The sequence below is a fragment of the Cognatishimia maritima genome (assembly GCF_900129685.1).
Classification (GTDB): domain Bacteria; phylum Pseudomonadota; class Alphaproteobacteria; order Rhodobacterales; family Rhodobacteraceae; genus Cognatishimia; species Cognatishimia maritima.
The window spans coordinates 212,600-236,131 of sequence record NZ_FQWM01000004.1 but is presented as its reverse complement, the minus strand read 5'-3'; the positions used below and the strand labels follow the sequence as shown (position 1 = coordinate 236,131).

Here is a 23,532-nt window from a genome sequence, read left to right as displayed (position 1 = left end):
TGGCGGGTAACAGTGGTCAACGGGCGAACTCCATGGAAACGATCCTCTCTCTTAAAGATGTGCGTTTAGCGCTGGAAGGCAACGCCGGACTTGTGGAAATTCTGCATGGAATTTCGCTGGATGTCCAAAAAGGGGAGACTTTGGGGCTGGTTGGCCCATCTGGGTCAGGCAAATCATCGCTTCTGATGCTGATGGGCGGGCTGGAACGCGCAACGGGCGGAGAGATTTCGGCGCTGGGGAATGACCTTACCCAATTGAGCGAAGATGCACTGGCGCGCTTTCGGCGTGATCACATGGGTGTTGTGTTCCAAAGCTTCCATCTGATCCCAACCATGACGGCGCTGGAAAACGTGGCGACGCCGCTGGAACTGGCGGGCCATGCGGATGCCTTTGAGCGCGCGGCGGCAGAGCTTGAGGCTGTTGGCCTTGGTCACCGCGCTGATCATTACCCTGCGCAGATGTCCGGCGGTGAACAGCAGCGCGTCGCGCTCGCCCGCGCATCAGCCCCACGCCCGCAGATTCTTTTGGCGGATGAACCCACCGGCAATTTGGACGGCGCGAATGGGGCGGCGATCATCGATCTGCTCTTTGGTTTGCGCGACCGTCATGGGGCCACGTTGGTGCTGGTGACCCACTCCAACGAACTCGCCAACCGCTGCGACCGCGTCGTGCGCCTGCGCGATGGCCGGATTGACGACATGCGAAAGGCCGCAGAATGAGTCTGCGCACCGCCGCCAAATTTGCCCGTCGCGAGTTGCGCGGGGGCCTCAAAGGGTTCCGCATTTTTCTGGCCTGCCTGACGCTCGGCGTGGCGGCCATCGCCGGGATCGGGTCCGTGCGTGAAAGCATTCAAGCAGGGATCACCGATCAGGGTACACAGCTTTTGGGCGGCGATGCCGAGATGGAATTCACCTATCGCTACGCCACGGACGAAGAACGCGCGTGGATGGCAGACAACGCCAGCGCGGTCTCCGAAGTTGTCGACTTCCGCTCGATGGCCGTCGTGACACGCGGCAGTGAAACAGAACGCGGCCTGACGCAGATCAAAGCCGTTGATGACGCCTATCCTTTGGTGGGTGCTGTCGAACTTGACCCTGCGATCCCCTTGGCTACGGCACTTGGCGAAGCGGATGGCCTTCCCGGCGCGGTCATGCATCCGCTGCTGGTCGACCGCTTGGGTCTGGCGATCGGCGACACTTTTGCCTTGGGTCAGCAGAGCTTTCGCCTCACCGCGCGGCTGACGTCGGAACCTGATAATGCCGGGGGTGGGTTCGGCCTTGGGCCGCGCACTCTGGTTGCAACCGAAAGCCTTGCTGCGTCGGGCCTGTTGGCTCCCGGTACATTGTTTGAGACTCAGTATCGCCTGCTTCTGAATGACAGCAGCGATCTTGACACGATGAAGGCCGAAGCCGAGGCGCGCTTTGAAAACAAAGGCTTGCGCTGGCGCGACAGCCGCAATGGCGCGCCGGGTGTGTCGCGGTTTGTGGAACGGCTTGGGTCCTTCCTGATCCTTGTGGGCCTATCTGGGCTCGCGGTCGGAGGTGTTGGTGTTTCATCCGCGATCCGTGCCTACCTTGCCAGCAAGACCCATGTGATTGCGACGCTGCGCTCTCTTGGAGCGGATCGGGCCACGATTTTTCTGACCTATTTCATACAAATTGGGGCGCTCAGCCTCTTGGGCATTGCTTTGGGACTTTTGCTGGGGGGCATCGCCCCCATCGCATTAAGCCCGATCATTCAAACGGCCTTGCCCCTGCCCGCAGTGATCACCTTGCATCCGACACCATTGATCGAAGCATCCGTTTACGGCGTTCTCACAGCGTTGATCTTTACGCTATGGCCCCTTGCGCGCACCGAAGACATCCGCGCGGCGGAACTGTTCCGGGACGCCATGAACGCTGGCAAAGGTCTGCCTGCTGCGCGCTATTTGCTGGCGACGGCTGTTTTGGTGGCGCTGCTCGTCGCGGCGGCCAGCTTCTTTTCCGGGTCCGTCACGTTGACGCTCTGGACAACGGGCGGCATCGCCGGGGCGCTGGTCTTGCTGGCGCTAGCCTCCGTCCTCATTCGCTGGATTTCACGACTGACCGCGCCACGTGCGCGCCGTCGCCCGGCCCTACGCTGGGCCTTGGCGGCGATCAGCAGCCCACGTGAAGGTGCGGCGTCTGTTGTGCTTTCTCTTGGGCTTGGGCTGTCGGTACTGGCGGCTGTCGGCCAGATTGATGGCAACCTTCGAAATGCTATCGCCCAGGACCTGCCCGGCGTTGCCCCCAGCTATTTCTTTGTCGACATTCAACGCGACCAAATGCCGGGCTTTCTCGACCGCGTCGAAAACGACCCAGACGTAAGCCAAGTCGAAAGCGCGCCAATGCTGCGCGGCGTCATCACCCAGATCAATGGGAAACCGGCTGCAGAAACGGCTGGTGATCATTGGGTCATTCGGGGCGACCGCGGCGTCAGCTATGCGGCTGACTTGCCTAAGACCACCAAACTGACTGCGGGTGAATGGTGGGGCGCGGGCTACACAGGCCAACCGCAAATCAGTTTTGCTGCGGAAGAAGCGGAAGAGATGGGTCTGACCCTTGGCGACGAAATGACCGTGAATATCCTTGGCCGCGACATCACTGGTACGATCACCAGCTTCCGCGAGGTCGATTTCTCTACCGCTGGCATGGGCTTTGTGATGGTGATGAATGAGGCCGCCCTCGTCGGCGCCCCGCATAGTTTCATCGCAACCGTCTACGCAGAGGAAACAGCCGAGGCGCAAATCTTGCGCGATGTGTCGAACGCCTACCCCAATGTCACGGCCATCCGGGTCCGCGACGCCATTGACCGCGTGACAGAGGTGCTTGGTTCCATCGCAGCGGCCACCGCATATGGTGCGGCGGCAACGCTTCTGACAGGCTTTCTCGTGTTGATCGGGGCGTCAGCCGCGGGCCAACAGAACCGCACATATGAGGCCGCCATCCTGAAAACGCTAGGCGCAACGCGGCGACGTATCCTACTTAGCTTCACCCTACGCGGTATCCTGCTTGGCGCAGCAGCAGGCCTCGTTGCGATTGGCGCAGGCGTGCTGGGCGGTTGGGCTGTCAGCGAGTTCGTGCTCGAGAGCGATTTCACAGTGATCTGGGGCAATGCGCTGGCGATTGTTATCGGCGGCATCACCGCCACGCTTCTGGCAGGTCTCGCCTTTGCAAGCGGCCCCTTGCGGGCAAAGCCGGCAGGCATCCTGCGAACCGCAGACTAAGCCAAACCGGCTTTCATCTTTCCGCAAATACTCCTGCCGGAGGCAAAAAAAAGCGGCCCCAATGTGGGGCCGCTCTTATTTTATTCTGGCGCTTCGGCGTAGTCGTCCATGGGCGGACAGGTGCAAACCAGATGGCGGTCGCCATAGGCGTTGTCCACCCGGTTCACCGGTGGCCAATATTTGTCCACGCGGAAGGCCCCCGGAGGGAAACAGCCCTGCTCTCGGCTGTAAGGACGATCCCAATCTTTAACCAAGTCTTCCATCGTATGGGGCGCATTTTTCAGCGGGTTGTTCTCAGCATCAATTTCGCCTTTTTCGATGGCAGCGATTTCGTCACGGATCGCAAGCATCGCATCGCAGAAACGGTCCAACTCAGCCTTGGTTTCGGACTCTGTGGGTTCGATCATCAACGTACCCGCGACCGGCCAAGACATGGTTGGCGCGTGAAATCCGTTGTCGATCAGACGTTTGGCGATATCATCCACGGTAACGCCCGCGCTGTCGGCATAGGGACGCGTGTCGATGATGCATTCATGTGCCACGCGGCCAGTTGGGCCTTTGTAAAGAACGTCAAACGCCCCCGCCAAGCGTTTTGCGATGTAGTTCGCGTTCAGGATCGCAACGCGTGTCGCCTGTGTCAGGCCGTCGCCGCCCATCATAAGGCAGTAGGCCCAGCTGATCGCGAGGATCGACGCCGATCCCAACGGCGCTGCAGAGACTGGCCCTTCAGCACCGCCGGTCTCAGGGTGGCCCGGCAGATGCGGCGTAAGGTGTGCCTTCACGCCAATCGGTCCCATGCCGGGGCCGCCGCCACCGTGCGGGATGGCGAAAGTTTTGTGCAGATTCAGGTGGCTGACGTCCCCGCCCAGATCGCCAGGCCGTGACAGGCCCACCATGGCATTCATATTCGCGCCGTCGATATAGACCTGACCGCCATAGTCATGGGTGATCTTGCAGACCTCATGCACGGTTTCCTCAAAAACCCCATGGGTCGACGGATAGGTGATCATGCAGCCTGCGAGGTTTTCGCCGTGCTTTTCTGCTTTGGCCTTGAAATCCTCAAGGTCGATGTCGCCGTTGGCCGCCGATTTAACCGGTACCACTTTCCAGCCCACCATCTGCGCGGAGGCCGGGTTCGTGCCATGCGCGCTCATCGGGATCAGACAGATATTGCGATGGCTTTGACCATTGGCGCGGTGATAGGCCGCAATGGTCAAAAGACCCGCATATTCTCCCTGCGCGCCAGAGTTTGGCTGCATCGAAATCGCGTCATAGCCGGTGATGTCACAGAGTTTGCTAGACAGATCCGTCACCATTTCGGTGTAGCCCGCCGCTTGATCGATGGGCGCAAACGGGTGCATATGCGCAAATTCCGGCCAGCTGATCGGCATCATCTCTGCAGCCGCATTCAGCTTCATCGTGCACGACCCCAACGGGATCATCGCGCGATCCAGCGCCAGATCACGATCCGCCAGTCGCCGCATGTAGCGCATCATCTCTGTCTCAGCCCGGTTCATATGGAAGATCGGATGGGTCAGGTAGTCGGTGCGCCGGTGCATATTTTCTGGCACCCGGTAGCCTTGATCCAGCTTGTCGTCCTTGGTCACAATACCAAAGGCGCGCCAGACACCCTCGATCACGTCAGAGCGTGTCGCTTCGTCCAAGGTGATCCCGACGCGGAACTCACCGACTTTGCGCAGGTTGATGTTCTCATCACGCGCCGACTTAAGAACCGCCGCCTGCAGAGGGCCAACGTCAACCGTGATTGTGTCAAAGAAAGACTGCGGATCAACCTTGAAGCCAGCGGCCTCCAGCCCATTCGCCAGTCGGACGGTTTTGCGATGAATACGCTGCGCAATGGCCTGCAGGCCTTTGGGGCCGTGGAAGACCGCGTACATCGACGCCATGACAGCCAGCAGCGCCTGCGCTGTGCAAACGTTGGACGTCGCCTTTTCGCGGCGGATGTGCTGTTCGCGTGTTTGCAGGGACAGACGGTAGGCGCGGTTGCCATGGGCATCAACCGATACACCGACCAAACGGCCCGGCATCGCGCGTTTGTATTCGTCTTTGGTGGCCATATAGGCCGCGTGTGGACCGCCATAGCCCATCGGCACGCCAAACCGCTGGGTCGAACCCACGGCGATGTCTGCCCCCATGGCACCCGGTTCTTTCAACAGGGTCAGGGACAGCGGGTCTGCCGCCATAATAGCAATCGCGTTATTGGCATGCAGCGCTTCGATTTCAGGGGTGAAGTCACGCACGTGGCCATAGGTGCCCGGATATTGGAACAGCGCACCAAAGACCTTATCAGCTTCTAGTTTGTCCGGGTTGCCAACAATCACTTCAATCCCCAGCGGTTCAGCGCGGGTTTGAACGACGGCGATGTTCTGCGGATGGCAGTCACGGTCGACAAAGAACGCCTTGGCCTTGGATTTCGCAACCCGCTGCGCCATTGTCATTGCTTCGGCACAGGCGGTAGATTCATCCAGCAAGGACGCATTGGCAATTTCCAGACCGGTCAGGTCGCTGACCATGGTTTGGAAGTTCAAAAGCGCCTCAAGCCGGCCTTGCGAAATTTCCGGCTGATACGGCGTATAAGCCGTGTACCACGCCGGGTTTTCAAGAATGTTGCGCTGAATGGCAGGCGGCGTCACCGTGCCATGATAGCCTTGCCCGATTAGGCTGGTCATCAACGTGTTTTTCTTCGCTGTCAGGCGCATTTTGTAAAGCAGCTCGCGCTCTGACATGGGCTTGCCAAAGTCCAGCTTTTCTTTCTGGCGGATCGATTTTGGCAAGGTGTCGTCGATCAGCGCCTCAAGGTCCGGCGCGCCGACCACCTCAAGCATGTCCGCCATCTCTTGCGGAGAGGGGCCAATGTGACGCCGGTTGGCAAAATCATACGGCAGATAGTCTGTCGGTTCAAAAGGCATGTCTAAGCCTCCTCAAATCGCGTCATAGTCGCGAACACGTTGATATTCCGGGATTGGGCGGAGCGCATGAGTGCGCTCTGACCGTTAAAAGGCGCCATTAGCCGATGAAGTCGTTATAGGCCGCTTCATCCATGTAATCGTCCATCTGGCTCAAGTCCGCTGGTTTGATCTTAAAGAACCACGCGTCGCCAATCGGATCTTCGTTCACTTTGCCCGGCTCATCGACCAGCGCGTCGTTCACCTCAACGATCTCGCCGTCCAAAGGGGCTAGGATATCGGATGCCGCCTTGACGGATTCGATCACACAGACCTCATCGTCTTTGGAAACTTCGGTCTCTGTCTCTGGCAATTCGACAAAGACGATATCGCCAAGCTGTTCAGCCGCGTGAGCGGTGATGCCAACAACAACCAGATCGCCTTCGACGCGCAGCCATTCGTGCTCTTCAGTGAATTTCATGGGTTCGCTCCTGTTGATAGAAATTCAGCGTTTGAAATTGGCGGGGACCAGCGGCAGCTTTGCCACCTTTACCGGCATGCGTTTACCACGCACCTCGCCAAACAATTCGGTTCCGACAGCGGCATAGCTGCTGCCAACATATCCCATTGCGACCGGGCTGTTCACGCTTGGCCCAAAGCCACCGGACGTGACAGACCCGATGGGGTCTCCGCCGTCTGCCGCGGCAAAAATCGGTGTGCCTGCCCGCATCGGCGCGCGCCCGTCTGGCAAGAGACCCACCCGTTTCTGTGCGACGCCTTCAGCCAGCGCACTGAGGACATGGGAGGCACCGGGAAATCCGCCCTCGCGTTCGCCACCTGCGCGGCGAACCTTTTGGATCGCCCAGGTCAGCCCGGCTTCAATGGGGTTGGTGGTTGCGTCGATGTCATTGCCATATAGGCACAGCCCGGCTTCAAGCCGCAGGCTGTCACGCGCACCAAGGCCGATGGGTTCGACTTCGTCCATGTCGAGCAAGGCGCGACACAGCTTTTCCGCGTGGCTTTCAGGCACGGAAATCTCATAGCCGTCCTCGCCGGTATAGCCAGAGCGCGAGACCCAACAGGTTGCGCCGACGAGTTCAACATCTGCAACGTCCATGAAGCTCATCTCGACCACTGTGGGTGCAAGCCGAGCAAGGGCTGCCTCTGCCGCTGGTCCTTGCAGAGCGACCAGCGCGCGGTCTGTGATAACCTCAACCGTGACCGCAGGTTCCAGCGCGGCCTTCATGTGTGCAATATCTGCGTCTTTGCAGGCGGCATTCACAACGACGAACATGTGGTTGCCGCGATTGGCGAACATCAGGTCATCTTCGATGCCGCCGTCCTGATTGGTAAAAAACCCATAACGCTGTTTGTTTTCGGGCAACCCAACTGCATCTACAGGCACCAGCGTTTCAAACCCACGCGCCACCGCATCATAGCTTTCGCCGCGAAGGATAACCTGCCCCATGTGGCTGACATCAAACAGCCCTGCTTGCGCGCGGCAATGCAAGTGTTCTTTCATCACGCCAAGCGGATATTGCACGGGCATTGAGTAGCCTGCGAATGGCACCATCTTGCCGCCCAATTCGGCGTGCAGATCAAATAGCGGCGTGTGTTTCAGATCACCCGTCTCAGCCATCATCTTCGCTCCCTGTTTCCGGAGCGCGCTAAGCACAAGCATCCGGCATCACATTAGCGCTAGGAATGTCCAGCGCGCGATGCCCCCTCTGTCCTTTCGCCTGAGATCGTTATCCCTTCGGCGGACGATATACGTCACTCTCCAGAGTTAAGCGGTGAACGTCGGTCCTGAGGCCTGAGAGTTTCCGGGGCGGTTGCTCCTTCGGCACCGGATTTCCCGATTCTCCCGAGTCACCTTTGCTTGGCAGCCAAATTAGATGTGAGATTCGACATATTCAAGCCCATTTACGACAGACATGGATCGGGGAGGAGAATTTTTTGCAACGCCCTGTTTTTGCAGACCAAACTGTCGAGGGTCAGATCATCGAGTCGCGCAAAGAATGCTTCTGCTGCATCTTTCAATGCCTCTTTTAGACGGCAGGCCTCGACCAGGGGGCAGCTTCCATCCGTGTCGGCGAAGCAGTCATTTTCCGGGTCAGGACCTTCCATAAAGCGAAAGATTTCGCCGATGCTGATCTCTGTCGCGGGCAGACCCAATTCAACGCCACCATTGCGCCCGCGATGGGTCGCCAGATAGCCGAGGCGCCCCAATTCATTGATCACCTGCGCCAGATGATTTTCGGATGTGTGGCAGATATCAGAGATTTCCGTCTTGGTGACCAAGCGCCCCTTGTTGACGGCGCAAAACATCAGCACGCGCATGGCGAGGTTGGTCCGTTTGGTCATGCGCATAGGGCTTCCTCCGACTTTGGGTCTGGAAAGCTTAGTCGCTTATGCATGTTATTGGATTGACACAGATCAAGCAGGCGCAAATTCTGGCGGCATGACCCGCCCCTACTTTTTTGGCTATGGAAGCCTTGTTAATCGCAAGACCCACACCTTCACGGATATGAGCCCGGCAACATTAACCGGGTGGCGTCGGGTCTGGCGGCAGACGACCTATGCGCCGCGACCGATCCTGACGATTGAACCCTGCGCGGGCGTTACAGTGTCGGGCGTGATCGCCCATGTTCCAAACGACGACTGGAGTACCCTTGACGCGCGCGAGCATGCCTATGATCGCGTGGCTTTGGGTTCAGGTCTTAGCCACGCCAGCACCGCGCCCTCGATGGTTGCGACTTATTCCATTCCAACTGAAAAATTCCCGCAGCCAACCAAACCACGCCCCATCCACCTTAGCTATTTGGACGTGGTCATTCAGGGCTATCTAACTGAATTTGATGAGGCGACCGCCATGCAGTTTTTTGCAACTACGGTTGGTTGGGACGCCCCCATCAAAGACGACCGACACAATCCGGCCTATCCGCGTCATCAATCCCTGACAAAGGGAGAGCGCGCTTTCGTGGATAAGGCACTTGCCGAAACGCGCCGCAGGGAAGCCCTCAGCGACGCAGATGGAACGTCGCCATAAGGCGGCCTTGGCGGGCAAATGGCGCGGGTTTTGTTTCTTTGCGCAGGGACAGCACGCGTTTCGCCAAGACCAGCGCAATCGCCGCAAAGATCACCCCGCCAAAGGCCTGCCCGATCAATACGCCGGGTGCGCCGAACCAATGGGCCCCGAGCCAGACAAACGGGATCGTGCCAAGCGTGTGCCGCCCCCAGTTGACCCATGTGGAATAGAACGGATGCCCCAGGTTGTTGAAGGCCGCGTTTGAGACAAAGAGCACGCCGTTGAAAAAGAAGGCCAAGGCCAAAGGACCGCAGAACAGATAGACCAATGTGACTGCCATACCTTCGGCGTTGAAAAGCCCCACAAGTGGCGCGCGCAGCAGGAATAGGAGCAGACTCACCCCCACCACCCACATCGCGGTAAATATCAGGCTTTCGCGGAAGGCCAGACGCACGCGGTCAAATTGCCCAGCCCCAAAATTCTGCCCGATCACAGGCCCAACGGCCCCTGACAGAGCAAAGATCATGCCAAAGGCAACGGGCGTCAGACGCGCCACAATCGCCATCCCAGCGACCGCTTCCTCCCCGTAAGCCGCCATAGAGCGAGTCACATAGGCCTGGCCAATGGGTGTCGCCAATTGGGTCAAAATCGCAGGGCCAGCGATGCCAATAATTGCGGTCAGATCAATACGGAGTTGGTCTGGCGTAGGCTTATCCAGCCCCTTGTGCACTTTGATCACCGGGTAAAGCGCAAAGAACGCAATGGCAAACCGCGCCGCAACCGAAGCCCATGCCGCACCGGCCAATTCCATATCCAAGCCGAAAATGAAAACCGGGTCCAGAACCGCATTCACCGCCCCGCCAATGATGGTCGACATCATCGACCGCGGCGCATCGCCATGCGCGCGCAGGATCGCACCCCCAACCATGGCGAGCAGCAAGATGGGCAAAGTCGGGATGATGATCTGCAGATAGCTGACCGCAAGTTCAAGCGTCGCGCCGCTTGCCCCCATAAATGCAGCAAGCGGTGCAAGGTTGAGCCAGACAATGGCTGCAAAAATCGAGGCGAAGATAAAACCATAAAGCAGTGAACTCGCGGCGCGGCGCCCAGCCTTCTGCCGGTCCCCCTCGCCCAAGGCCTGCGCAACCAAAGCGCCCGCTGCAATGGCCATGCCGATGCCGAAACTCGACGTGAAAAACAGGATTGCCCCGGCATATCCGACCGCGGCTGCCAGTTCTTCTTTGCCGAGCATCGAAATGAAGATCATATCGACCAGATCGACAAGGAAGATCGCCATGAGACCGATAGAGGACGTGGCCGACATCACCACCACGTGCCGGAACAAACTACCAGTCAGAAATTTCGCCTGTGCGTCAGCCATACTCACGTCCTACCCTTCGCAGGATAACAGACCACGAAGCGAAGCGCCTGCCAATCTGCTTTTATGCACATAGCAGTCGCCAAATAAAAAGGCCGCCCAATATGGACGGCCAGTCGTGTTCTTGAATGTCGCTGCTTACCCGCGCGCTTTGATGACTTGCAACAGCGGCAGCACGGCAGACATATCTGGGCCGTGGCTTTGACCGGTCAAGGCTTTGCGCAGCGGCATGAACAGCCCCCGCCCCTTGCGGCCTGTCGCGTCCTTGACGGCCTTGGTCCAGGTACCCCAAGTCTCTCCGTCATATGGCCCATCTGGCAACATCGCCATGGCCTCTGCGACGAAGTCTTTGTCCTCATCATCAATCACCGGATCAGCGCCATTTGCGAACAGCGCCCACCATGGAGCGATGTCTTTCCGCGTCGTGATGTTTTCACGCACAACTGTCCAGAACTGCTCTGCCAACTCGCTAGGCACCCCGGCAGCGGCGACATCCTCAGCGACCTCGGCAAGGTCTTTTTCGGCCAGCAACCGCGCGGTCAGAGGATAGAGGTCTTGTTCATCAAACTTGGTCGGTGCAGAACCAAATTGGCTGATGTCAAAGCCCTCGGCGATCTCATCAATCGAGGTCCGCAATTCAACCGGCTGGCTCGATCCCAGGCGCGCCATCAGACTCAGCAGCGCCATAGGCTCAACCCCTGCTGCACGCAAGTCGCGCAGCGACAGGGTGCCCAGACGTTTGGACAGGCTTTCGCCTTGCGGGCCGGTCAAAAGCGAATGGTGCGCAAAGGTCGGCACGGTGCCGCCCAGCGTCTCGATCATCTGGATCTGGGTCGCCGTGTTGGTGACGTGGTCAGAGCCGCGCACGATATGGGTCACGCCCATGTCGATGTCATCGACCACGGATGCTAACGTGTAAAGGAACTGGCCGTCGCCACGTATCAGAACCGGGTCAGACACTGAAGCCGCGTCAATCGACAGTTCGCCCAAAACGCCATCAACCCAGTTGATACGCTCTTGATCCAACATAAAACGCCAGTGGCCGTCACCACGGGCCTCACGCAGCTTTTCACGGTCTTCGTCAGACAATGACAATGCCGCGCGATCATAGACCGGCGGTTTGCCCATGTTCAGTTGCTTTTTGCGCTTGAGGTCGAGTTCGGTCGGTGTCTCAAAACACTCGTAGAACTTGCCCATTTCGCGCAGCTTGTCTGCGGCCGCATGATAACGGTCCAGACGCTCAGACTGACGCTCCATCTTGTCCCAAGTCAGACCCAACCACTCCAGATCTTCCTGGATCGCATCCACATATTCCTGCTTGGACCGCTCTGGGTCCGTATCGTCGATGCGCAGAATGAATGTCCCACCCGCCTTTTTAGCGATCAGGAAGTTCATCAGCGCGGTGCGCAGGTTGCCAACATGGATATAGCCCGTGGGCGACGGGGCAAATCGTGTGGTGGTCATCAGAGAGTCTCCGTTGTTCGGGGCGCTCTGTCTCATATGGCGGGGGGATTGTCCAGAAAAGTAAGGCCTGCACGAACAGTATGAATTTTCCCATCTGGTCAATATTTCACAGTGCGCGTGAATATTATGTTATGATCAAAGCTTCCCGATACTGGGATCTGCGCGATTGGCGCAACAGAGGAGGATCACTATGTTTGCTCGTGTCACCCCATATAAGATGAAGCCCGGCAGCCAAGCTGCGGCCACCGAAATCCTGAATGGTCTGAAAGACCGTATCAAAGCGCTGCCCGGTCAGCACAGATTCATCAATGTGTTGAATGACGAAACCGGAGAAGGCTACATCGTCGCCTTTACTGATTTCGAAGAACCGAGCCCGGAAACCGCAGAGAAGATCAAAGCGCTCTGGGGTCAATTCAGCGAATTTCTGGTCGATACGCCTCAACCATCAACCTATTCTGTGGTTGTGAATTGGGACTAATGATCCCTTGGCCGGTAGGACGTGACCACTGCATTCTTAACTTGGCTCTACCGGCCAAATCTTGTTCAGATCGGCCATTCCGGCTTTGATCAGTTCTCGCAGCACAACAAGATCAATATCGGCAAGCTTGTTCACATACAGACAGCTTTTGCCAAGTTTATGTTTGCCTAATCGATCCAAGATTTCGGAGTAATCCTGATAGCCCGGCATTATGTAGATCGCCAGGTTGGATTTGCGCGGGCTGAACCCGGTCGCGAGGAAATCCCCTTCGCGACCACTTTCGTAGCGGTAATGATACCGCCCACAACCAACGATGGATGGGCCCCACATGACGGGCGCGTATCCACTGACCTTAGAAAACAGATCAAGCAGCACGAGACCATCGGCGCGGCGTGTCGGGTGTTCCACCGCATTTAGAAAATCACGCGGATCTTGATCCCCAGCGACAGTCTTGTTCTCCGATTTCGGCATGATCACGCCTCCTCACGCAAACACTACCTTGAAATGGCCCAATACGCTCTATCCTTACACCATATGAGTTCGGAGGGTGTCATGCATAACAGTAAAACAATTTCACGTCGCGATTTGATGATTGGGGGCGCAACACTGCCGCTTATGGCCGCTGCGACCAAAGGATTTGCAGCTGCAGAGATGCTGGGCGTCAGCGCGACCAAATTCAACCGCATGAAGGTTGGCGGGTTTGAGGTGACGACACTGCTCGTTGGGTCGCGCACGGTGGACGAGCCACACAAAATATTTGGGCTGAATGTCGACAAGGCGGAATTTGATGCCGTTTCAGAGGCTGCGCATATTCCTACTGACAAGGCGCAGTTCTTCTTTACGCCGACGGTGGTCAACACGGGGTCTGAATTGATCCTGTTTGACACCGGGCTGAACCCAGCCGGGATCACCGGCGCACTAGAGGCAGCAGGCTACACCGCTGATCAGATTGATGCAGTGGTTTTGACCCATATGCATGGTGACCATATCGGCGGCCTTTCGGGCGATGCAGGTGAGACTTTCATAAACGCGCGCTACCTTGCCGGGGCTGTCGAATTTGACGCGACTGCAAGTGCCAGCAACGAAGGGTTCGAAGCCAAAGTCCGCCCGCTGGCTGAGAAGATGGCAATGATCAAAGGGGGCGACTCCGTTGCCTCTGGCATCACCGCGATGGAGGCGTTCGGCCATTCGCCCGGTCATATGGCCTTCCGATTGGAAAGCGAAGGGCAGCAGATGGTGTTGGCCGCCGATTTCGCCAACCACTACGTCTGGTCACTCGCCTACCCGGATTGGGAAGTGCGCTTTGACCGCGACAAGGCGCAAGCCGCCGCAACACGCCGCCGGATGCTGGATATGATGGCCGCCGACAATATCCCATTTGTCGGCTATCACATGCCCTTCCCCGGCGTTGGTTATGTCGAAACGCGCGGCGACGGCTTCCACTATGTTCCAACCAGCTATCAGTTGATGCTGTAGGGCCTAAAAGACGCCCATCGCCAAACCCGCGCCCAGCGCTTGGCCAATCTCTCGGCATTTGGCCAAGTCCGCTTCGGCGATCGTTTTGGGGGCCAAAATGGCCTCGGGCGTTTGGGCCGCGGTGTTCACAATGATGGGCGGCTGGACCTCTTTCAAACGCCATCCCGTCGCGATCCTTGCGAGTTGCCGCACCGCGTTTTCACCGTCCGACCCCGCACAGATCATCTGCGCATAGGGGCGTCCTTCGATCTTACCAAGCACCGGATAATAGCAGCGATCAAAGAACTCTTTCATCTGGCCTGAAAGCGCCGCTAGGTTTTCCGGCGCGCAAAAGATGTAACCATCTGCCGCCTTCAGATCATCGGGCTGCGCTTTGTCTGCGCGCAATAGGCTTGTATCGCATTCTTCTTTCGCGGCTTCATGCGCCGCCTCTGCCATCTGCTGACTGCCGCCCGTACGAGAGTGGTATATGATCAGCAGATGCGCCAATTCAGCTCTCGTCCCGGAAGCGGTTCACAATCGGGTAACGCCGATCAAGCCAGAAGGCTTTCTTAGACAGTCGCGCGCCTGGGGCAGATTGGAAGCGTTTGTATTCGCTGATGTAAAGCAGATGCTCCACCCGCTTGACCGTGGCGCGGTCGTAACCTGCCTCGACGCAGTCCGCGACGGATTTTTCCTGATCAACCAGCATCTCCAAAATCCCATCAAGAATATCGTAAGGCGGCAGGCTGTCTTCGTCTTTTTGATCTGGACGCAGTTCGGCAGAGGGCGGTTTGTCGATGATCGAAACCGGGATGACTTCGCCAGCAGGTCCTTGCATCCAATCCCTGTGGTTGTCATTGCGCCAGCGGCAGGTTTCAAAAACGCGGGTTTTGTACATGTCCTTGATCGGATTATAGCCGCCGTTCATATCGCCATAGATCGTTGCGTAACCCACTGCGACCTCGGATTTGTTGCCGGTGGTCAACAGCATTTCACCAAATTTGTTGGACATGGCCATCAGCAGCAAACCGCGCAGACGGGACTGAATGTTTTCCTCGGTCAGCCCGGTCTCTAGCCCCTCAAACAGCGGGGCGAGCGTGTTGGTCACCGCCTGACGGCTCTCGCGGATTGGGACGTAGTCGTAATGCACACCGAGGCGCTTCGCGATGTCCTCTGCGTCATCCAGCGAACTTTGCGACGTATATTCAGAGGGCAGCATCACGCAGCGCACGTTTTCAGCGCCCAGCGCATCGACAGCAATCGTGGCGACGAGCGCTGAGTCGATTCCGCCAGACAGGCCCAACAGCACCTTTTTGAAGCCGGTCTTGCGCATGTAATCGCGCAACGCTTCGACGCAGACGCGATAGTCCTGTTCTTCGCCGGCAGGAAGAAGCGCGCGTTCGCCCTGCTCACACACCCAGCCCTCCGGCCCGCGCACCAAATCGACATGGGCAATCATTTCGTCAAACACCGGCAATTGCACCGCCAGATGACCACCGGGGTTCAGAACAAAGGACCCCCCGTCAAAGACCTGATCGTCCTGTCCTCCCACCATATTAAGGTAGATCAGCGGCAGTCCCGTTTCGATCACGCGCGCGACCATATGCGCCATGCGGCGATCAAACTTGTCGCGGTAATAGGGCGATCCGTTTGGCACCAGCAGGAATTCAGCCCCGGTTTCTTGCAGAGTTTCGGCCACGTCCTCATACCAAGCATCTTCGCAGATCGGAGAGCCGACACGCGTGTTCCCGACCGCATAGGGGCCGCCCAGAGGTCCGCTGTCAAACAGGCGCACCTCGTCGAACACATTGTAGTTTGGCAGGTGGTGCTTCAGCTGTTTGCTGATGATCTTGCCATTGTTCAGGATGAAATAGGCGTTAAACAGCTGATCCCCATCGGCGTAGGGCCCACCGATGGCCAAGGCTGGCCCGTCTGCACACTCAAGCGCCAATTGATTGATGGCTTCAAAACATTGGGCCTGAACCGCAGGTTTCATCACCAAGTCCTGCGGATTATAGCCAAGAATGAACATTTCCGGCAGGGCAACAAGGTCTGCATCCGCCGCTTTGCCTGCCTCCCAAGCAGACTTCGCCCGTGCCGCGTTGCCCTCGATATCACCCATGACAGGATTGGCCTGCGCTAGGGTCACTCGGAATTTGTCTGCCATGATCACTCCGTGGCGGTATCTACGTCATTTGGCAAGATTTAGCAGAACCAGCCCCAAGGAAAAGCGCAAAGCGGCAAAAGGCGTTGCCCCGAGGGCGGGGCTGCTCTAAATTTCGCCGGAGGCGCAGACCACAGGGGCAAGAGCATGACAACGAGACAAGCGATTTCGGCATTGGCCATGGCGGCCGCGCTTGCCTGTGCTGGGCCAGCTATGGCGCAGGATGGCAGTGTCCTGACCAAGCAATATGATGACGGTGGCGTCTACGAAGGCACCTTCAAGGACGGTCTGCAGCACGGCACCGGCACCTATCGTTTGCCCAATGGCTATGAATACACTGGCACTTGGGTCGAAGGTGAAATTCTGGGGACCGGCCAGGCGCGTTTTCCCAACGGTTCGCTTTATGAAGGCGAGTTTGTCAAAGGCAAACCTGAAGGTATCGGCAAGATCACCTTTAGCGACGGCGGCACCTACGAAGGTGAATGGGTCGATGGCAAAATTACCGGTCAGGGTCTGGCGGTTTATGCCAACGGTGTGACCTACGAAGGCGGGTTCGTGAACGCCATGCACCATGGCACCGGCACAATGCGTAGCCCCGGTGGCTATGTCTATTCCGGTGATTGGGTCAATGGCGTCAAAGAAGGCACCGGCCAAATCACCTACCCCGATGGTGCGGTTTACAACGGCGATATCGTCGCGGGCCAACGTCAAGGCACAGGCACCCTGACCATGCCCGATGGCTTGGTCTACGAGGGTTTGTGGAGCGCAGGCCAGATCGACGGCCAAGGCAAGCTGACCCAACCCAATGGCGATGTTTATGAAGGCACGCTGGTGGGTGGCAAACGTGAAGGTTTTGGTCGCGTCAACTACGCCAATGGCGACGTCTACGAAGGTGAATTCAAAGCCGACCGTCGCGAGGGCACCGGCGTCTTCATCGGTGCGGATGGCTACAAATACGAAGGCGACTGGGTGGCCGGAAAGATTCAAGGCAATGGCACGGTGACCTACCCCGATGGGTCGATTTATGTTGGGGCCTTCATGGAAGACCTAGCCGACGGTCAAGGCATGATCACCTACCCGGACGGATCGGTTTACGAAGGCGACTGGCAGGCCGGGGTTATTGAAGGGTATGGCAAAGCCACCTACGCAAATGGTTTGATTTACGAAGGTGAATTCAAGAACGCCAAGAACCACGGTCAGGGTGTGATGACCTTCACCGATGGCTACCGCTACGAAGGCGACTGGCAAGACGGCCAACGCCACGGCCAAGGTACGGCGACTTACGCCGACGGCACGACCTACACCGGGTCATTTGTGAATGGCCAACGCGAGGGCCAAGGCAAGATCACTATGCCTGATGGCTTTTCTTACACGGGCGAATGGTTGGCCGGTGAGATCGAGGGCCAAGGCGTTGCGACCTATGCCAATGGCGATGTCTACGAAGGCACCTTCAAAGCCGGCAAACGCCAAGGCGAAGGCACGATGAAATACGCCACCGGCCAAGAAGCGACCGGTAATTGGGAAAATGGCGCGCTGCAGGAGAATTGATCCGAAGGTGGGGCGGTTTCAGTGCGTTGACCGCTATGTGGACTTATTGTGAATTCGCAGCAGGTGCGCCAATGTCCGCATTGTCTAGGTCGGCAACTGGCAACTTTTGAACTGGTCAACCCAATCGGAAGGTTACTTCGGTCTTTTGAGGGTCGGTTCTGTTCGCTGCGCTTGCATAGGACGCCACGACACATAAATGGTCTCGCTGCACCGGCTACAGTCGAAGTGAATGTGTTGGTCGGTCCTGAGTTTCTCAACCATCCGCTTAGGTATGTCGCGGGATGCTTCACAGGCGCGACAGACAATCTCAAAAGTTCTGCGCCCGAAGGTCATGTCAGTCTGGACGTAGCCATAGCTCTCATCACAATCGGGATTTATGCAGTTAATGGTTTGACCATCCTTTAGCAGTTCAAGCCGCCGTTTGTTCTTTGAACCACAGCTACATTCGAAAGAAACTTCCTCACCCATGCCAGTAAACATCATTGTTCCTTCAGAAATTCGCCTAATTTCCGCAAGAGCCAGTTTGACCTTGGGTGCTATCGCTTGAATATCACCGTATTGCGTGACGGTCGCATCTTTCGAGGTCGGGATTTCGATATGTAGCGCGAGTTTCGCAAGCGCGTTCCATAGTTTCCCGAGTTTGTTGGGTGCGAAGCCGACTTGAGTGCCGACGGGAAGCCACTCCATCGCCTCGTAATTCTCACGAGCGAGCGGAGGAGACCCTTCTGGCATGTGTTCCCGCGCTATGGACAGCGTAAAGGTCTCGGCAGCCTTGGCATCAACCTCTTGAATGAGCGTCTTCACAATGTCGCTCGGCTGCCATTTCCTCAGATCATCGTGGGAAATATAATCATGAGCTAGCCGGAGACGTTCATAGCAAATTCTCTCGATAGCTAGGCGGCACTCAAGAGCGGCATAGGTCACACTCGCTTCAGTATTTTCTTCGAGAAGTTTCTCAATCTGCGAAATCGTTGGTTCTAGGTTGATCAAGGCTGTCTCCGCGTGGGCATACAATACTGAAATCTTATGTCGCTCAATATCACTCTTCAATCGATTGCGTGTTACAGTGCATCCTGCGATTAGCAGTTACTCATCCTCAACCCAGCGTTTGTCAGAGAGGGCTCCAAGTCGACCTTCACGCCAATACTGTTTGCCACAGAAAATAGCTCAAATTGCTACAATAATATTTCAGCCCCCCGATCTAAAAAGAATTCATTCAACCCCTAGTGTCCTGTCTGCCTAATCTGCAAGGCAGTGAGAGCCACTTCTTGCAAAGTCGAATTTTCCTACTTTCCTTTCCATCGCGCCTATGTATAGTCCCCGCGATGACCACGCAGACACATATCGCAGATCCGCAGCGCCTTCCGGCGCCGTTTGCGCGTGGCCTAGACCTACTCCTAACTCGCCTCTGAGCGCGGCCTTCTCGGCGCGCGTGCTCAGGGGAGTTGTGACGCGCCGATCCCGTATCAACCGAGTTTAGGATATTCCAAAATGCAAAAAGTGAACCTTGCTGAAAAGCTGGCGATGTTTTCATCCCATTGGGACCCGCATGTCGTCGCAAGCTATAATGATAACGACGTGATGGTCGTGAAATTCAAAGGCGAATTTCCGTTCCACAAACATGACACCACTGATGACTTCTTTTTTGTGCTTCAGGGAGAAGTCACCATGGAATACGAAGCGCATGATCCTGTGACCTTTGGTCCGGGCGAACTTGTGGTCGTCCCCAAAGGCGTTGTACACCGCCCAAAAGCAGCAGAAGAAGTCAAAGTTCTGCTGATCGAACCCAAGGGTGAACCAAATTCCGGGGACAGCGGCCAAGTGCCCGCGCCCAAGCCGCATATCTGAGGACCAAGACAATGGATAAGAACAGAGTCGTCATTTTTGACACCACCCTGCGCGATGGCGAGCAATCTCCGGGCGCGACCATGACCCATGAAGAAAAGCTCGAAATCGCAGAGATGCTGGACGAAATGGGTGTCGACATCATCGAAGCAGGTTTCCCGATTGCATCCGAAGGCGATTTCCGCGCGGTCAGCGAGATTGCGAAACGTGCCAAGAACAGCCGCATTTGCGGTCTGGCGCGTGCCAACTTTGCTGATATCGACCGCTGCGCAGAGGCGATCAAACACGCCGAGTTGAACCGCATTCACACCTTCATCGGCACATCCCCCCTGCACCGCGCGATCCCCAACCTGACCATGGATGAAATGGCCGATAAAATCCATGAAACCGTCAGCCATGCCCGGAACCTGACAGAAAACGTGCAATGGTCCCCGATGGATGCGACGCGCACCGAATGGGATTACCTCTGCCGCGTGATCGAAATCGCCATCAAAGCGGGCGCGACCACGATCAACATCCCGGACACTGTAGGATACACGGCACCGGCGGAATCCGCCGACCTGATCAAACGCCTGATCGAAACCGTTCCAGGCGCGGATGAGGTGATCTTTGCGACGCACTGCCACAACGACCTTGGCATGGCGACCGCGAACTCTCTGGCCGCCGTCGCAGGCGGCGCGCGCCAGATCGAATGTACGATCAACGGTCTGGGTGAACGCGCAGGCAACACGGCTTTGGAAGAAGTTGTGATGGCGATGAAAACCCGCAACGACATTATGCCTTGGTACACCGGGATCGACACCACAAAGATCATAGCGATCTCTCGTCGCGTGTCGACCGTGTCCGGCTTTGTGGTCCAGCCCAACAAGGCCATCGTCGGCAAAAACGCCTTCGCGCATGAAAGCGGCATTCACCAAGATGGCATGCTGAAGAACCGCGAAAACTTTGAGATCATGCGCCCCGAGGACATCGGCCTGTCTGGGACCTCTTTGCCCTTGGGTAAACACTCTGGTCGTGCGGCGCTGCGCGATAAGCTGGAGCAGCTGGGCTATGAGGTCGGCGACAACCAGTTGAAAGACATCTTTGTGCGTTTCAAAGATCTGGCAGATCGCAAGAAAGAGGTCTTTGACGACGACCTGATTGCCTTGATGCGCACAGACGATGCCAATGACACGCTGAAATTGAAGACACTGCGCGTGGTCTGCGGCACGGGTGGTCCAGCGGATGCGACATTGGTGATGGAGATCAACGGTGAGGAAAAAACCGCCATTGAGCGTGGCGACGGCCCGGTCGATGCAGCCTTCCGTGCCATCCGCCAGTTGCACCCGAATGAAGCGCATCTGGAACTTTATCAGGTGCATGCCGTCACCGAAGGCACCGACGCGCAGGCTACGGTATCTGTGCGCTTGTCCGAAGGCGGCAATATCGCGACAGGCGAAAGTGCTGACACGGATACGGTAGTGGCTTCGGCCAAGGCCTATATCCACGCCCTGAACCGCCTTTTGGTGCGTCGCGGCAAGATGGGCGATGGTGTCGATGCACGGGAGATTTCTTACAAAGACCTCGCCTAAAGCGCGAAATCGCCATGTCTCCAATTCTTTTTTGACAAAATTTCGATCATACTTGGGGTGCGGTACTTCCGTGCCCCTTGTTCATTTTTGGGCGACAAAAACAATAAGAGTGAGAGCAGATGTTATGCCCGTTCAACGACTAAAGACCTTTTGCCGTGCCATTGCGCGTAGCCGATTTGCAGACGATGAATCCGGTGTCGCAATTGTAGAGTACCTTATCCTGTTGGGGCTGATCGCAGGCAGCGTCATCGTCGCCATCTCAATCTTTGGTGAAAGTATGGGTGTCACCTGGGAAAATTGGGCCGCTTGGGCAGAGGATATGGCGTCACGGGTGCCGGGCGCATCCTAATGCGATGGCTCAGCCGCAAGCGCTCGCTATGTGCTGGTGAGTGCCCTAAAGCTGGCGCTTAGCTGCTTGGCCACATCTTCCAGCCCCCAAGGCGCATTCACAACAAACATACCCGACCCCACCATGCCATGACCCTCTTTTGCCGGTGGGAAGCGGACTTCATGGCGGAGCGTTTTTGGCAGTTTCGCGAACTCTAACGCGGTGATCATCGGAAGATGCGACTGATCTTTCAGGATCGGGTACCACAGCGCGATGACGCCAACATTCCATTTGCGATGAAGTTTGACGATTTGCTTCGGAATGAGATCATAGTCTGATTTCAACTCATAGCTGGGATCAATCAGCAAAAGCCCCCGTTTTGGCGTCGGCGGGCACACGGCCTGCGCCATCTCAAACCCATCCCGGCGGTGAATTTTGGCATCAAACATCACCATCGCATCTTCAAGCGCATCGCCCTCTCGCGGATGCAACTCTGCAAGGTGCATTCTGTCGCCATGGCGCAGCAACTGTGCAGCCAACAGGGGCGAACCAGCATAGCTCGTCTCTCCGAACCCGGCACGCACGGCTCCTAAGGCGCGGCGAAACGGGTGGTCTGAGTCAAACCAGCCTTCTGCGATGCCAATCCCGGCAGCCGCTTCACCTGTTTTGACGGCTTCTGCGGCCTCCAGATCATAAAGCCCGCGCCCCGCGTGGGTTTCGATGTAGGTCATCGGCTTTGGCTTTTGCGTCATGTAATCCAACATGGTGCAAAGCAGGGCATGTTTCTGGACATCTGCGAGGTTCCCCGCATGGTAAATGTGCTGATAACTAAGCATAAATTCTGCCCTTCGCCTTAGATTTGGGCACCATATCTTAGATTCGCAGGCGGAGACAGGTGGCAATTTGCAAGTCCAACCGCAGGACGCCTGACAATCTGGCGGAATAACGCTGATTGGCCACTTGCCGCTCTTTCCCAAGGCTCAGCCCGGGCCTATAAGAGAACAACCCGAACTCTACCAGAGTCGCGGGTCAAAATAGAATCGATTTGGGGATCGGGGTAGCATGCTGGGAAATCTGGGCGGTCTTTTTACGTCTGATATGGCCATCGACTTAGGCACGGCGAACACGCTGGTTTATGTCAAAGGCAAAGGCGTCATTCTAAGTGAACCGTCTGTGGTGGCCTACCACGTGAAGGACGGCGTCAAGAAAGTACTGGCCGTCGGCGAAGACGCGAAATTGATGCTGGGCCGGACGCCGGGCAGCATCGAAGCAATCCGCCCGATGCGTGAAGGTGTAATTGCGGACTTTGACACTGCGGAAGAGATGATCAAACACTTCATCCGCAAGGTGCACAAACGCTCGACCTTCTCCAAACCCAAGATCATTGTTTGCGTACCCCACGGCGCAACACCCGTTGAAAAACGTGCGATCCGCCAGTCCGTTCTCTCTGCAGGTGCCCGGCGCGCCGGGTTGATTGCAGAACCGATTGCAGCGGCCATTGGGGCAGGCATGCCGATCACAGATCCGACCGGCAACATGGTCGTCGATATCGGCGGCGGCACAACCGAGGTTGCGGTGCTTTCACTGGGCGATATCGTTTATGCGCGTTCTGTCCGTGTTGGAGGCGACCGCATGGACGAAGCCATTATCTCTTACCTGCGTCGCCAACAGAACCTGCTGGTGGGTGAATCCACTGCCGAACGCATCAAAACCTCGATCGGCACCGCCCGCATGCCCGATGATGGGCGCGGTGCGTCGATGCAGATCCGTGGCCGCGACCTGCTGAACGGCGTGCCGAAAGAAACAGAGATTTCACAGGCGCAAGTGGCCGAAGCCCTTGCCGAACCAGTGCAGCAGATTTGCGAAGCAGTGATGACCGCGTTGGAAGCAACGCCGCCTGACTTGGCTGCCGACATCGTGGATCGTGGCGTCATGCTGACCGGCGGCGGTGCGCTGCTGGGTGATCTGGACCTTGCACTGCGCGAGCAGACCGGTCTTGCTGTTTCAATTGCGGACGAAAGCCTGAACTGCGTGGCGCTTGGCACAGGAAAAGCGCTTGAGTTTGAAAAACAGTTGCGTCACGCCATCGACTACGACAGCTGATCGCAACCGTCTTGGCA

The 23,532-nt window shown here is 57.1% G+C and carries 21 protein-coding genes and 1 riboswitch; of the genes, 10 read left to right on the top strand and 11 right to left on the bottom strand.

Annotation, left to right across the window (positions count from 1 at the left end):
• Positions 1–32 precede the first annotated feature (32 nt).
• Together BUA39_RS11010 and BUA39_RS11005 are read left to right on the top strand one after the other, a co-directional pair.
• Positions 33–719, top strand: coding sequence for an ABC transporter ATP-binding protein (locus BUA39_RS11010; RefSeq protein WP_072793254.1), 687 nt, complete (start codon positions 33–35; stop codon positions 717–719).
• Positions 716–3,244 (top strand): ABC transporter permease, encoded by a 2,529-nt coding sequence (locus BUA39_RS11005; protein WP_072793253.1) that lies wholly within the window; start codon positions 716–718, stop codon positions 3,242–3,244. Before BUA39_RS11010 ends, BUA39_RS11005 begins: the two co-directional genes overlap by 4 nt.
• An 80-nt stretch (positions 3,245–3,324) precedes the next feature.
• Here BUA39_RS11005 and gcvP read toward each other — a convergent pair whose 3' ends face one another.
• The 4 genes from gcvP to BUA39_RS10985 all read right to left on the bottom strand — a co-directional run bounded on the left by gcvP (position 3,325) and on the right by BUA39_RS10985 (position 8,520).
• A complete protein-coding gene (gcvP, locus tag BUA39_RS11000; RefSeq protein WP_072793252.1) occupies positions 3,325–6,174 on the bottom strand; it encodes an aminomethyl-transferring glycine dehydrogenase in 2,850 nt (949 codons plus the stop codon).
• Positions 6,175–6,271: 97 nt separating this feature from the next.
• Positions 6,272–6,631 (bottom strand): glycine cleavage system protein GcvH, encoded by a 360-nt coding sequence (gcvH, locus tag BUA39_RS10995; protein WP_072793251.1) that lies wholly within the window; start codon positions 6,629–6,631, stop codon positions 6,272–6,274.
• 24 nt (positions 6,632–6,655) lie between these two features.
• Positions 6,656–7,792 (bottom strand): glycine cleavage system aminomethyltransferase GcvT, encoded by a 1,137-nt coding sequence (gene gcvT, locus BUA39_RS10990; protein ID WP_242648585.1) that lies wholly within the window; start codon positions 7,790–7,792, stop codon positions 6,656–6,658.
• A gap of 149 nt (positions 7,793–7,941) precedes the next feature.
• A riboswitch (glycine riboswitch) is annotated at positions 7,942–8,027 on the bottom strand.
• A gap of 46 nt (positions 8,028–8,073) precedes the next feature.
• Complete coding sequence (locus tag BUA39_RS10985; RefSeq protein WP_072793250.1) at positions 8,074–8,520, bottom strand: RrF2 family transcriptional regulator; 447 nt, start codon at positions 8,518–8,520, stop codon at positions 8,074–8,076.
• Here BUA39_RS10985 and BUA39_RS10980 point away from each other — a divergent pair.
• The gene (locus BUA39_RS10980) at positions 8,489–9,199 is read left to right on the top strand and encodes a gamma-glutamylcyclotransferase family protein (RefSeq protein WP_242648584.1); all 711 of its coding nucleotides are present in this window, start codon (positions 8,489–8,491) and stop codon (positions 9,197–9,199) included. The genes BUA39_RS10985 and BUA39_RS10980 overlap by 32 nt on opposite strands.
• On the opposite strand, the gene BUA39_RS10975 is transcribed toward BUA39_RS10980, so the two are convergent.
• The gene (locus BUA39_RS10975; RefSeq protein WP_072793249.1) at positions 9,171–10,559 is read right to left on the bottom strand and encodes an MATE family efflux transporter; all 1,389 of its coding nucleotides are present in this window, start codon (positions 10,557–10,559) and stop codon (positions 9,171–9,173) included. The genes BUA39_RS10980 and BUA39_RS10975 overlap by 29 nt on opposite strands.
• A 135-nt stretch (positions 10,560–10,694) precedes the next feature.
• A complete protein-coding gene (gene gltX, locus BUA39_RS10970; protein ID WP_072793248.1) occupies positions 10,695–12,020 on the bottom strand; it encodes a glutamate--tRNA ligase in 1,326 nt (441 codons plus the stop codon).
• 190 nt (positions 12,021–12,210) lie between these two features.
• Here gltX and BUA39_RS10965 point away from each other — a divergent pair, with 190 nt between their 5' ends.
• Positions 12,211–12,498 (top strand): hypothetical protein, encoded by a 288-nt coding sequence (locus BUA39_RS10965; RefSeq protein WP_072793247.1) that lies wholly within the window; start codon positions 12,211–12,213, stop codon positions 12,496–12,498.
• Positions 12,499–12,534: 36 nt separating this feature from the next.
• Here BUA39_RS10965 and BUA39_RS10960 read toward each other — a convergent pair whose 3' ends face one another.
• Entirely contained in the window at positions 12,535–12,969 is a 435-nt protein-coding gene (locus BUA39_RS10960; RefSeq protein ID WP_072793246.1) for a DUF1801 domain-containing protein, read from the bottom strand.
• An 81-nt stretch (positions 12,970–13,050) separates the two neighbouring features.
• Here BUA39_RS10960 and BUA39_RS10955 point away from each other — a divergent pair, with 81 nt between their 5' ends.
• Positions 13,051–13,974, top strand: coding sequence for an MBL fold metallo-hydrolase (locus tag BUA39_RS10955; RefSeq protein ID WP_072793245.1), 924 nt, complete (start codon positions 13,051–13,053; stop codon positions 13,972–13,974).
• A gap of 3 nt (positions 13,975–13,977) precedes the next feature.
• Here BUA39_RS10955 and BUA39_RS10950 read toward each other — a convergent pair whose 3' ends face one another.
• Positions 13,978–14,463, bottom strand: coding sequence for a flavodoxin family protein (locus BUA39_RS10950; protein WP_072793244.1), 486 nt, complete (start codon positions 14,461–14,463; stop codon positions 13,978–13,980).
• Position 14,464: 1 nt separating this feature from the next.
• Complete coding sequence (locus BUA39_RS10945; RefSeq protein WP_072793243.1) at positions 14,465–16,123, bottom strand: NAD+ synthase; 1,659 nt, start codon at positions 16,121–16,123, stop codon at positions 14,465–14,467.
• Between the two features lie 144 nt (positions 16,124–16,267).
• Between BUA39_RS10945 and BUA39_RS10940 the strand changes: the two genes are divergently transcribed.
• Positions 16,268–17,668, top strand: a complete 1,401-nt coding sequence (locus BUA39_RS10940; protein WP_084604926.1) for an MORN repeat-containing protein — start codon at positions 16,268–16,270, stop codon at positions 17,666–17,668.
• Positions 17,669–17,800: 132 nt separating this feature from the next.
• Here BUA39_RS10940 and BUA39_RS10935 read toward each other — a convergent pair whose 3' ends face one another.
• Positions 17,801–18,658, bottom strand: a complete 858-nt coding sequence (locus tag BUA39_RS10935; RefSeq protein WP_131814599.1) for a hypothetical protein — start codon at positions 18,656–18,658, stop codon at positions 17,801–17,803.
• A gap of 501 nt (positions 18,659–19,159) precedes the next feature.
• On the opposite strand from BUA39_RS10935, the gene BUA39_RS10930 reads away from it, so the two are divergent.
• The 3 genes from BUA39_RS10930 to BUA39_RS10920 all read left to right on the top strand — a co-directional run bounded on the left by BUA39_RS10930 (position 19,160) and on the right by BUA39_RS10920 (position 21,433).
• On the top strand, positions 19,160–19,516 hold the full coding sequence (locus BUA39_RS10930) for a cupin domain-containing protein (protein WP_072793242.1): 357 nt from the start codon (positions 19,160–19,162) through the stop codon (positions 19,514–19,516).
• An 11-nt stretch (positions 19,517–19,527) separates the two neighbouring features.
• Positions 19,528–21,084 (top strand): 2-isopropylmalate synthase, encoded by a 1,557-nt coding sequence (locus BUA39_RS10925; RefSeq protein ID WP_072793241.1) that lies wholly within the window; start codon positions 19,528–19,530, stop codon positions 21,082–21,084.
• A 124-nt stretch (positions 21,085–21,208) separates the two neighbouring features.
• Positions 21,209–21,433, top strand: a complete 225-nt coding sequence (locus BUA39_RS10920; RefSeq protein WP_072793240.1) for a Flp family type IVb pilin — start codon at positions 21,209–21,211, stop codon at positions 21,431–21,433.
• Positions 21,434–21,459: 26 nt separating this feature from the next.
• On the opposite strand, the gene BUA39_RS10915 is transcribed toward BUA39_RS10920, so the two are convergent.
• Complete coding sequence (locus tag BUA39_RS10915) at positions 21,460–22,248, bottom strand: 23S rRNA (adenine(2030)-N(6))-methyltransferase RlmJ (RefSeq protein WP_072793239.1); 789 nt, start codon at positions 22,246–22,248, stop codon at positions 21,460–21,462.
• Between the two features lie 226 nt (positions 22,249–22,474).
• Between BUA39_RS10915 and BUA39_RS10910 the strand changes: the two genes are divergently transcribed.
• A complete protein-coding gene (locus BUA39_RS10910; protein ID WP_072793238.1) occupies positions 22,475–23,515 on the top strand; it encodes a rod shape-determining protein in 1,041 nt (346 codons plus the stop codon).
• The last annotated feature ends 17 nt before the right edge of the window (positions 23,516–23,532 follow it).

Bases quoted from the DNA above. Each gene is read 5' to 3' on its own strand.
- BUA39_RS10985 (WP_072793250.1), bottom strand. From the start codon at position 8,520: ATGCGCATGACCAAACGGACCAACCTCGCCATGCGCGTGCTGATGTTT.
- BUA39_RS11010 (WP_072793254.1), top strand. From the start codon at position 33: ATGGAAACGATCCTCTCTCTTAAAGATGTGCGTTTAGCGCTGGAAGGC.
- BUA39_RS10920 (WP_072793240.1), top strand. From the start codon at position 21,209: ATGCCCGTTCAACGACTAAAGACCTTTTGCCGTGCCATTGCGCGTAGC.
- BUA39_RS10940 (WP_084604926.1), top strand. From the start codon at position 16,268: ATGACAACGAGACAAGCGATTTCGGCATTGGCCATGGCGGCCGCGCTT.
- gltX (WP_072793248.1), bottom strand. From the start codon at position 12,020: ATGACCACCACACGATTTGCCCCGTCGCCCACGGGCTATATCCATGTT.
- BUA39_RS10925 (WP_072793241.1), top strand. From the start codon at position 19,528: ATGGATAAGAACAGAGTCGTCATTTTTGACACCACCCTGCGCGATGGC.
- gcvT (WP_242648585.1), bottom strand. From the start codon at position 7,792: ATGATGGCTGAGACGGGTGATCTGAAACACACGCCGCTATTTGATCTG.
- gcvH (WP_072793251.1), bottom strand. From the start codon at position 6,631: ATGAAATTCACTGAAGAGCACGAATGGCTGCGCGTCGAAGGCGATCTG.
- BUA39_RS11005 (WP_072793253.1), top strand. From the start codon at position 716: ATGAGTCTGCGCACCGCCGCCAAATTTGCCCGTCGCGAGTTGCGCGGG.
- BUA39_RS10930 (WP_072793242.1), top strand. From the start codon at position 19,160: ATGCAAAAAGTGAACCTTGCTGAAAAGCTGGCGATGTTTTCATCCCAT.
- BUA39_RS10975 (WP_072793249.1), bottom strand. From the start codon at position 10,559: ATGGCTGACGCACAGGCGAAATTTCTGACTGGTAGTTTGTTCCGGCAC.
- BUA39_RS10945 (WP_072793243.1), bottom strand. From the start codon at position 16,123: ATGGCAGACAAATTCCGAGTGACCCTAGCGCAGGCCAATCCTGTCATG.
- gcvP (WP_072793252.1), bottom strand. From the start codon at position 6,174: ATGCCTTTTGAACCGACAGACTATCTGCCGTATGATTTTGCCAACCGG.
- BUA39_RS10960 (WP_072793246.1), bottom strand. From the start codon at position 12,969: ATGCCGAAATCGGAGAACAAGACTGTCGCTGGGGATCAAGATCCGCGT.
- BUA39_RS10965 (WP_072793247.1), top strand. From the start codon at position 12,211: ATGTTTGCTCGTGTCACCCCATATAAGATGAAGCCCGGCAGCCAAGCT.
- BUA39_RS10915 (WP_072793239.1), bottom strand. From the start codon at position 22,248: ATGCTTAGTTATCAGCACATTTACCATGCGGGGAACCTCGCAGATGTC.
- BUA39_RS10955 (WP_072793245.1), top strand. From the start codon at position 13,051: ATGCATAACAGTAAAACAATTTCACGTCGCGATTTGATGATTGGGGGC.
- BUA39_RS10980 (WP_242648584.1), top strand. From the start codon at position 8,489: ATGGCGAGGTTGGTCCGTTTGGTCATGCGCATAGGGCTTCCTCCGACT.
- BUA39_RS10910 (WP_072793238.1), top strand. From the start codon at position 22,475: ATGCTGGGAAATCTGGGCGGTCTTTTTACGTCTGATATGGCCATCGAC.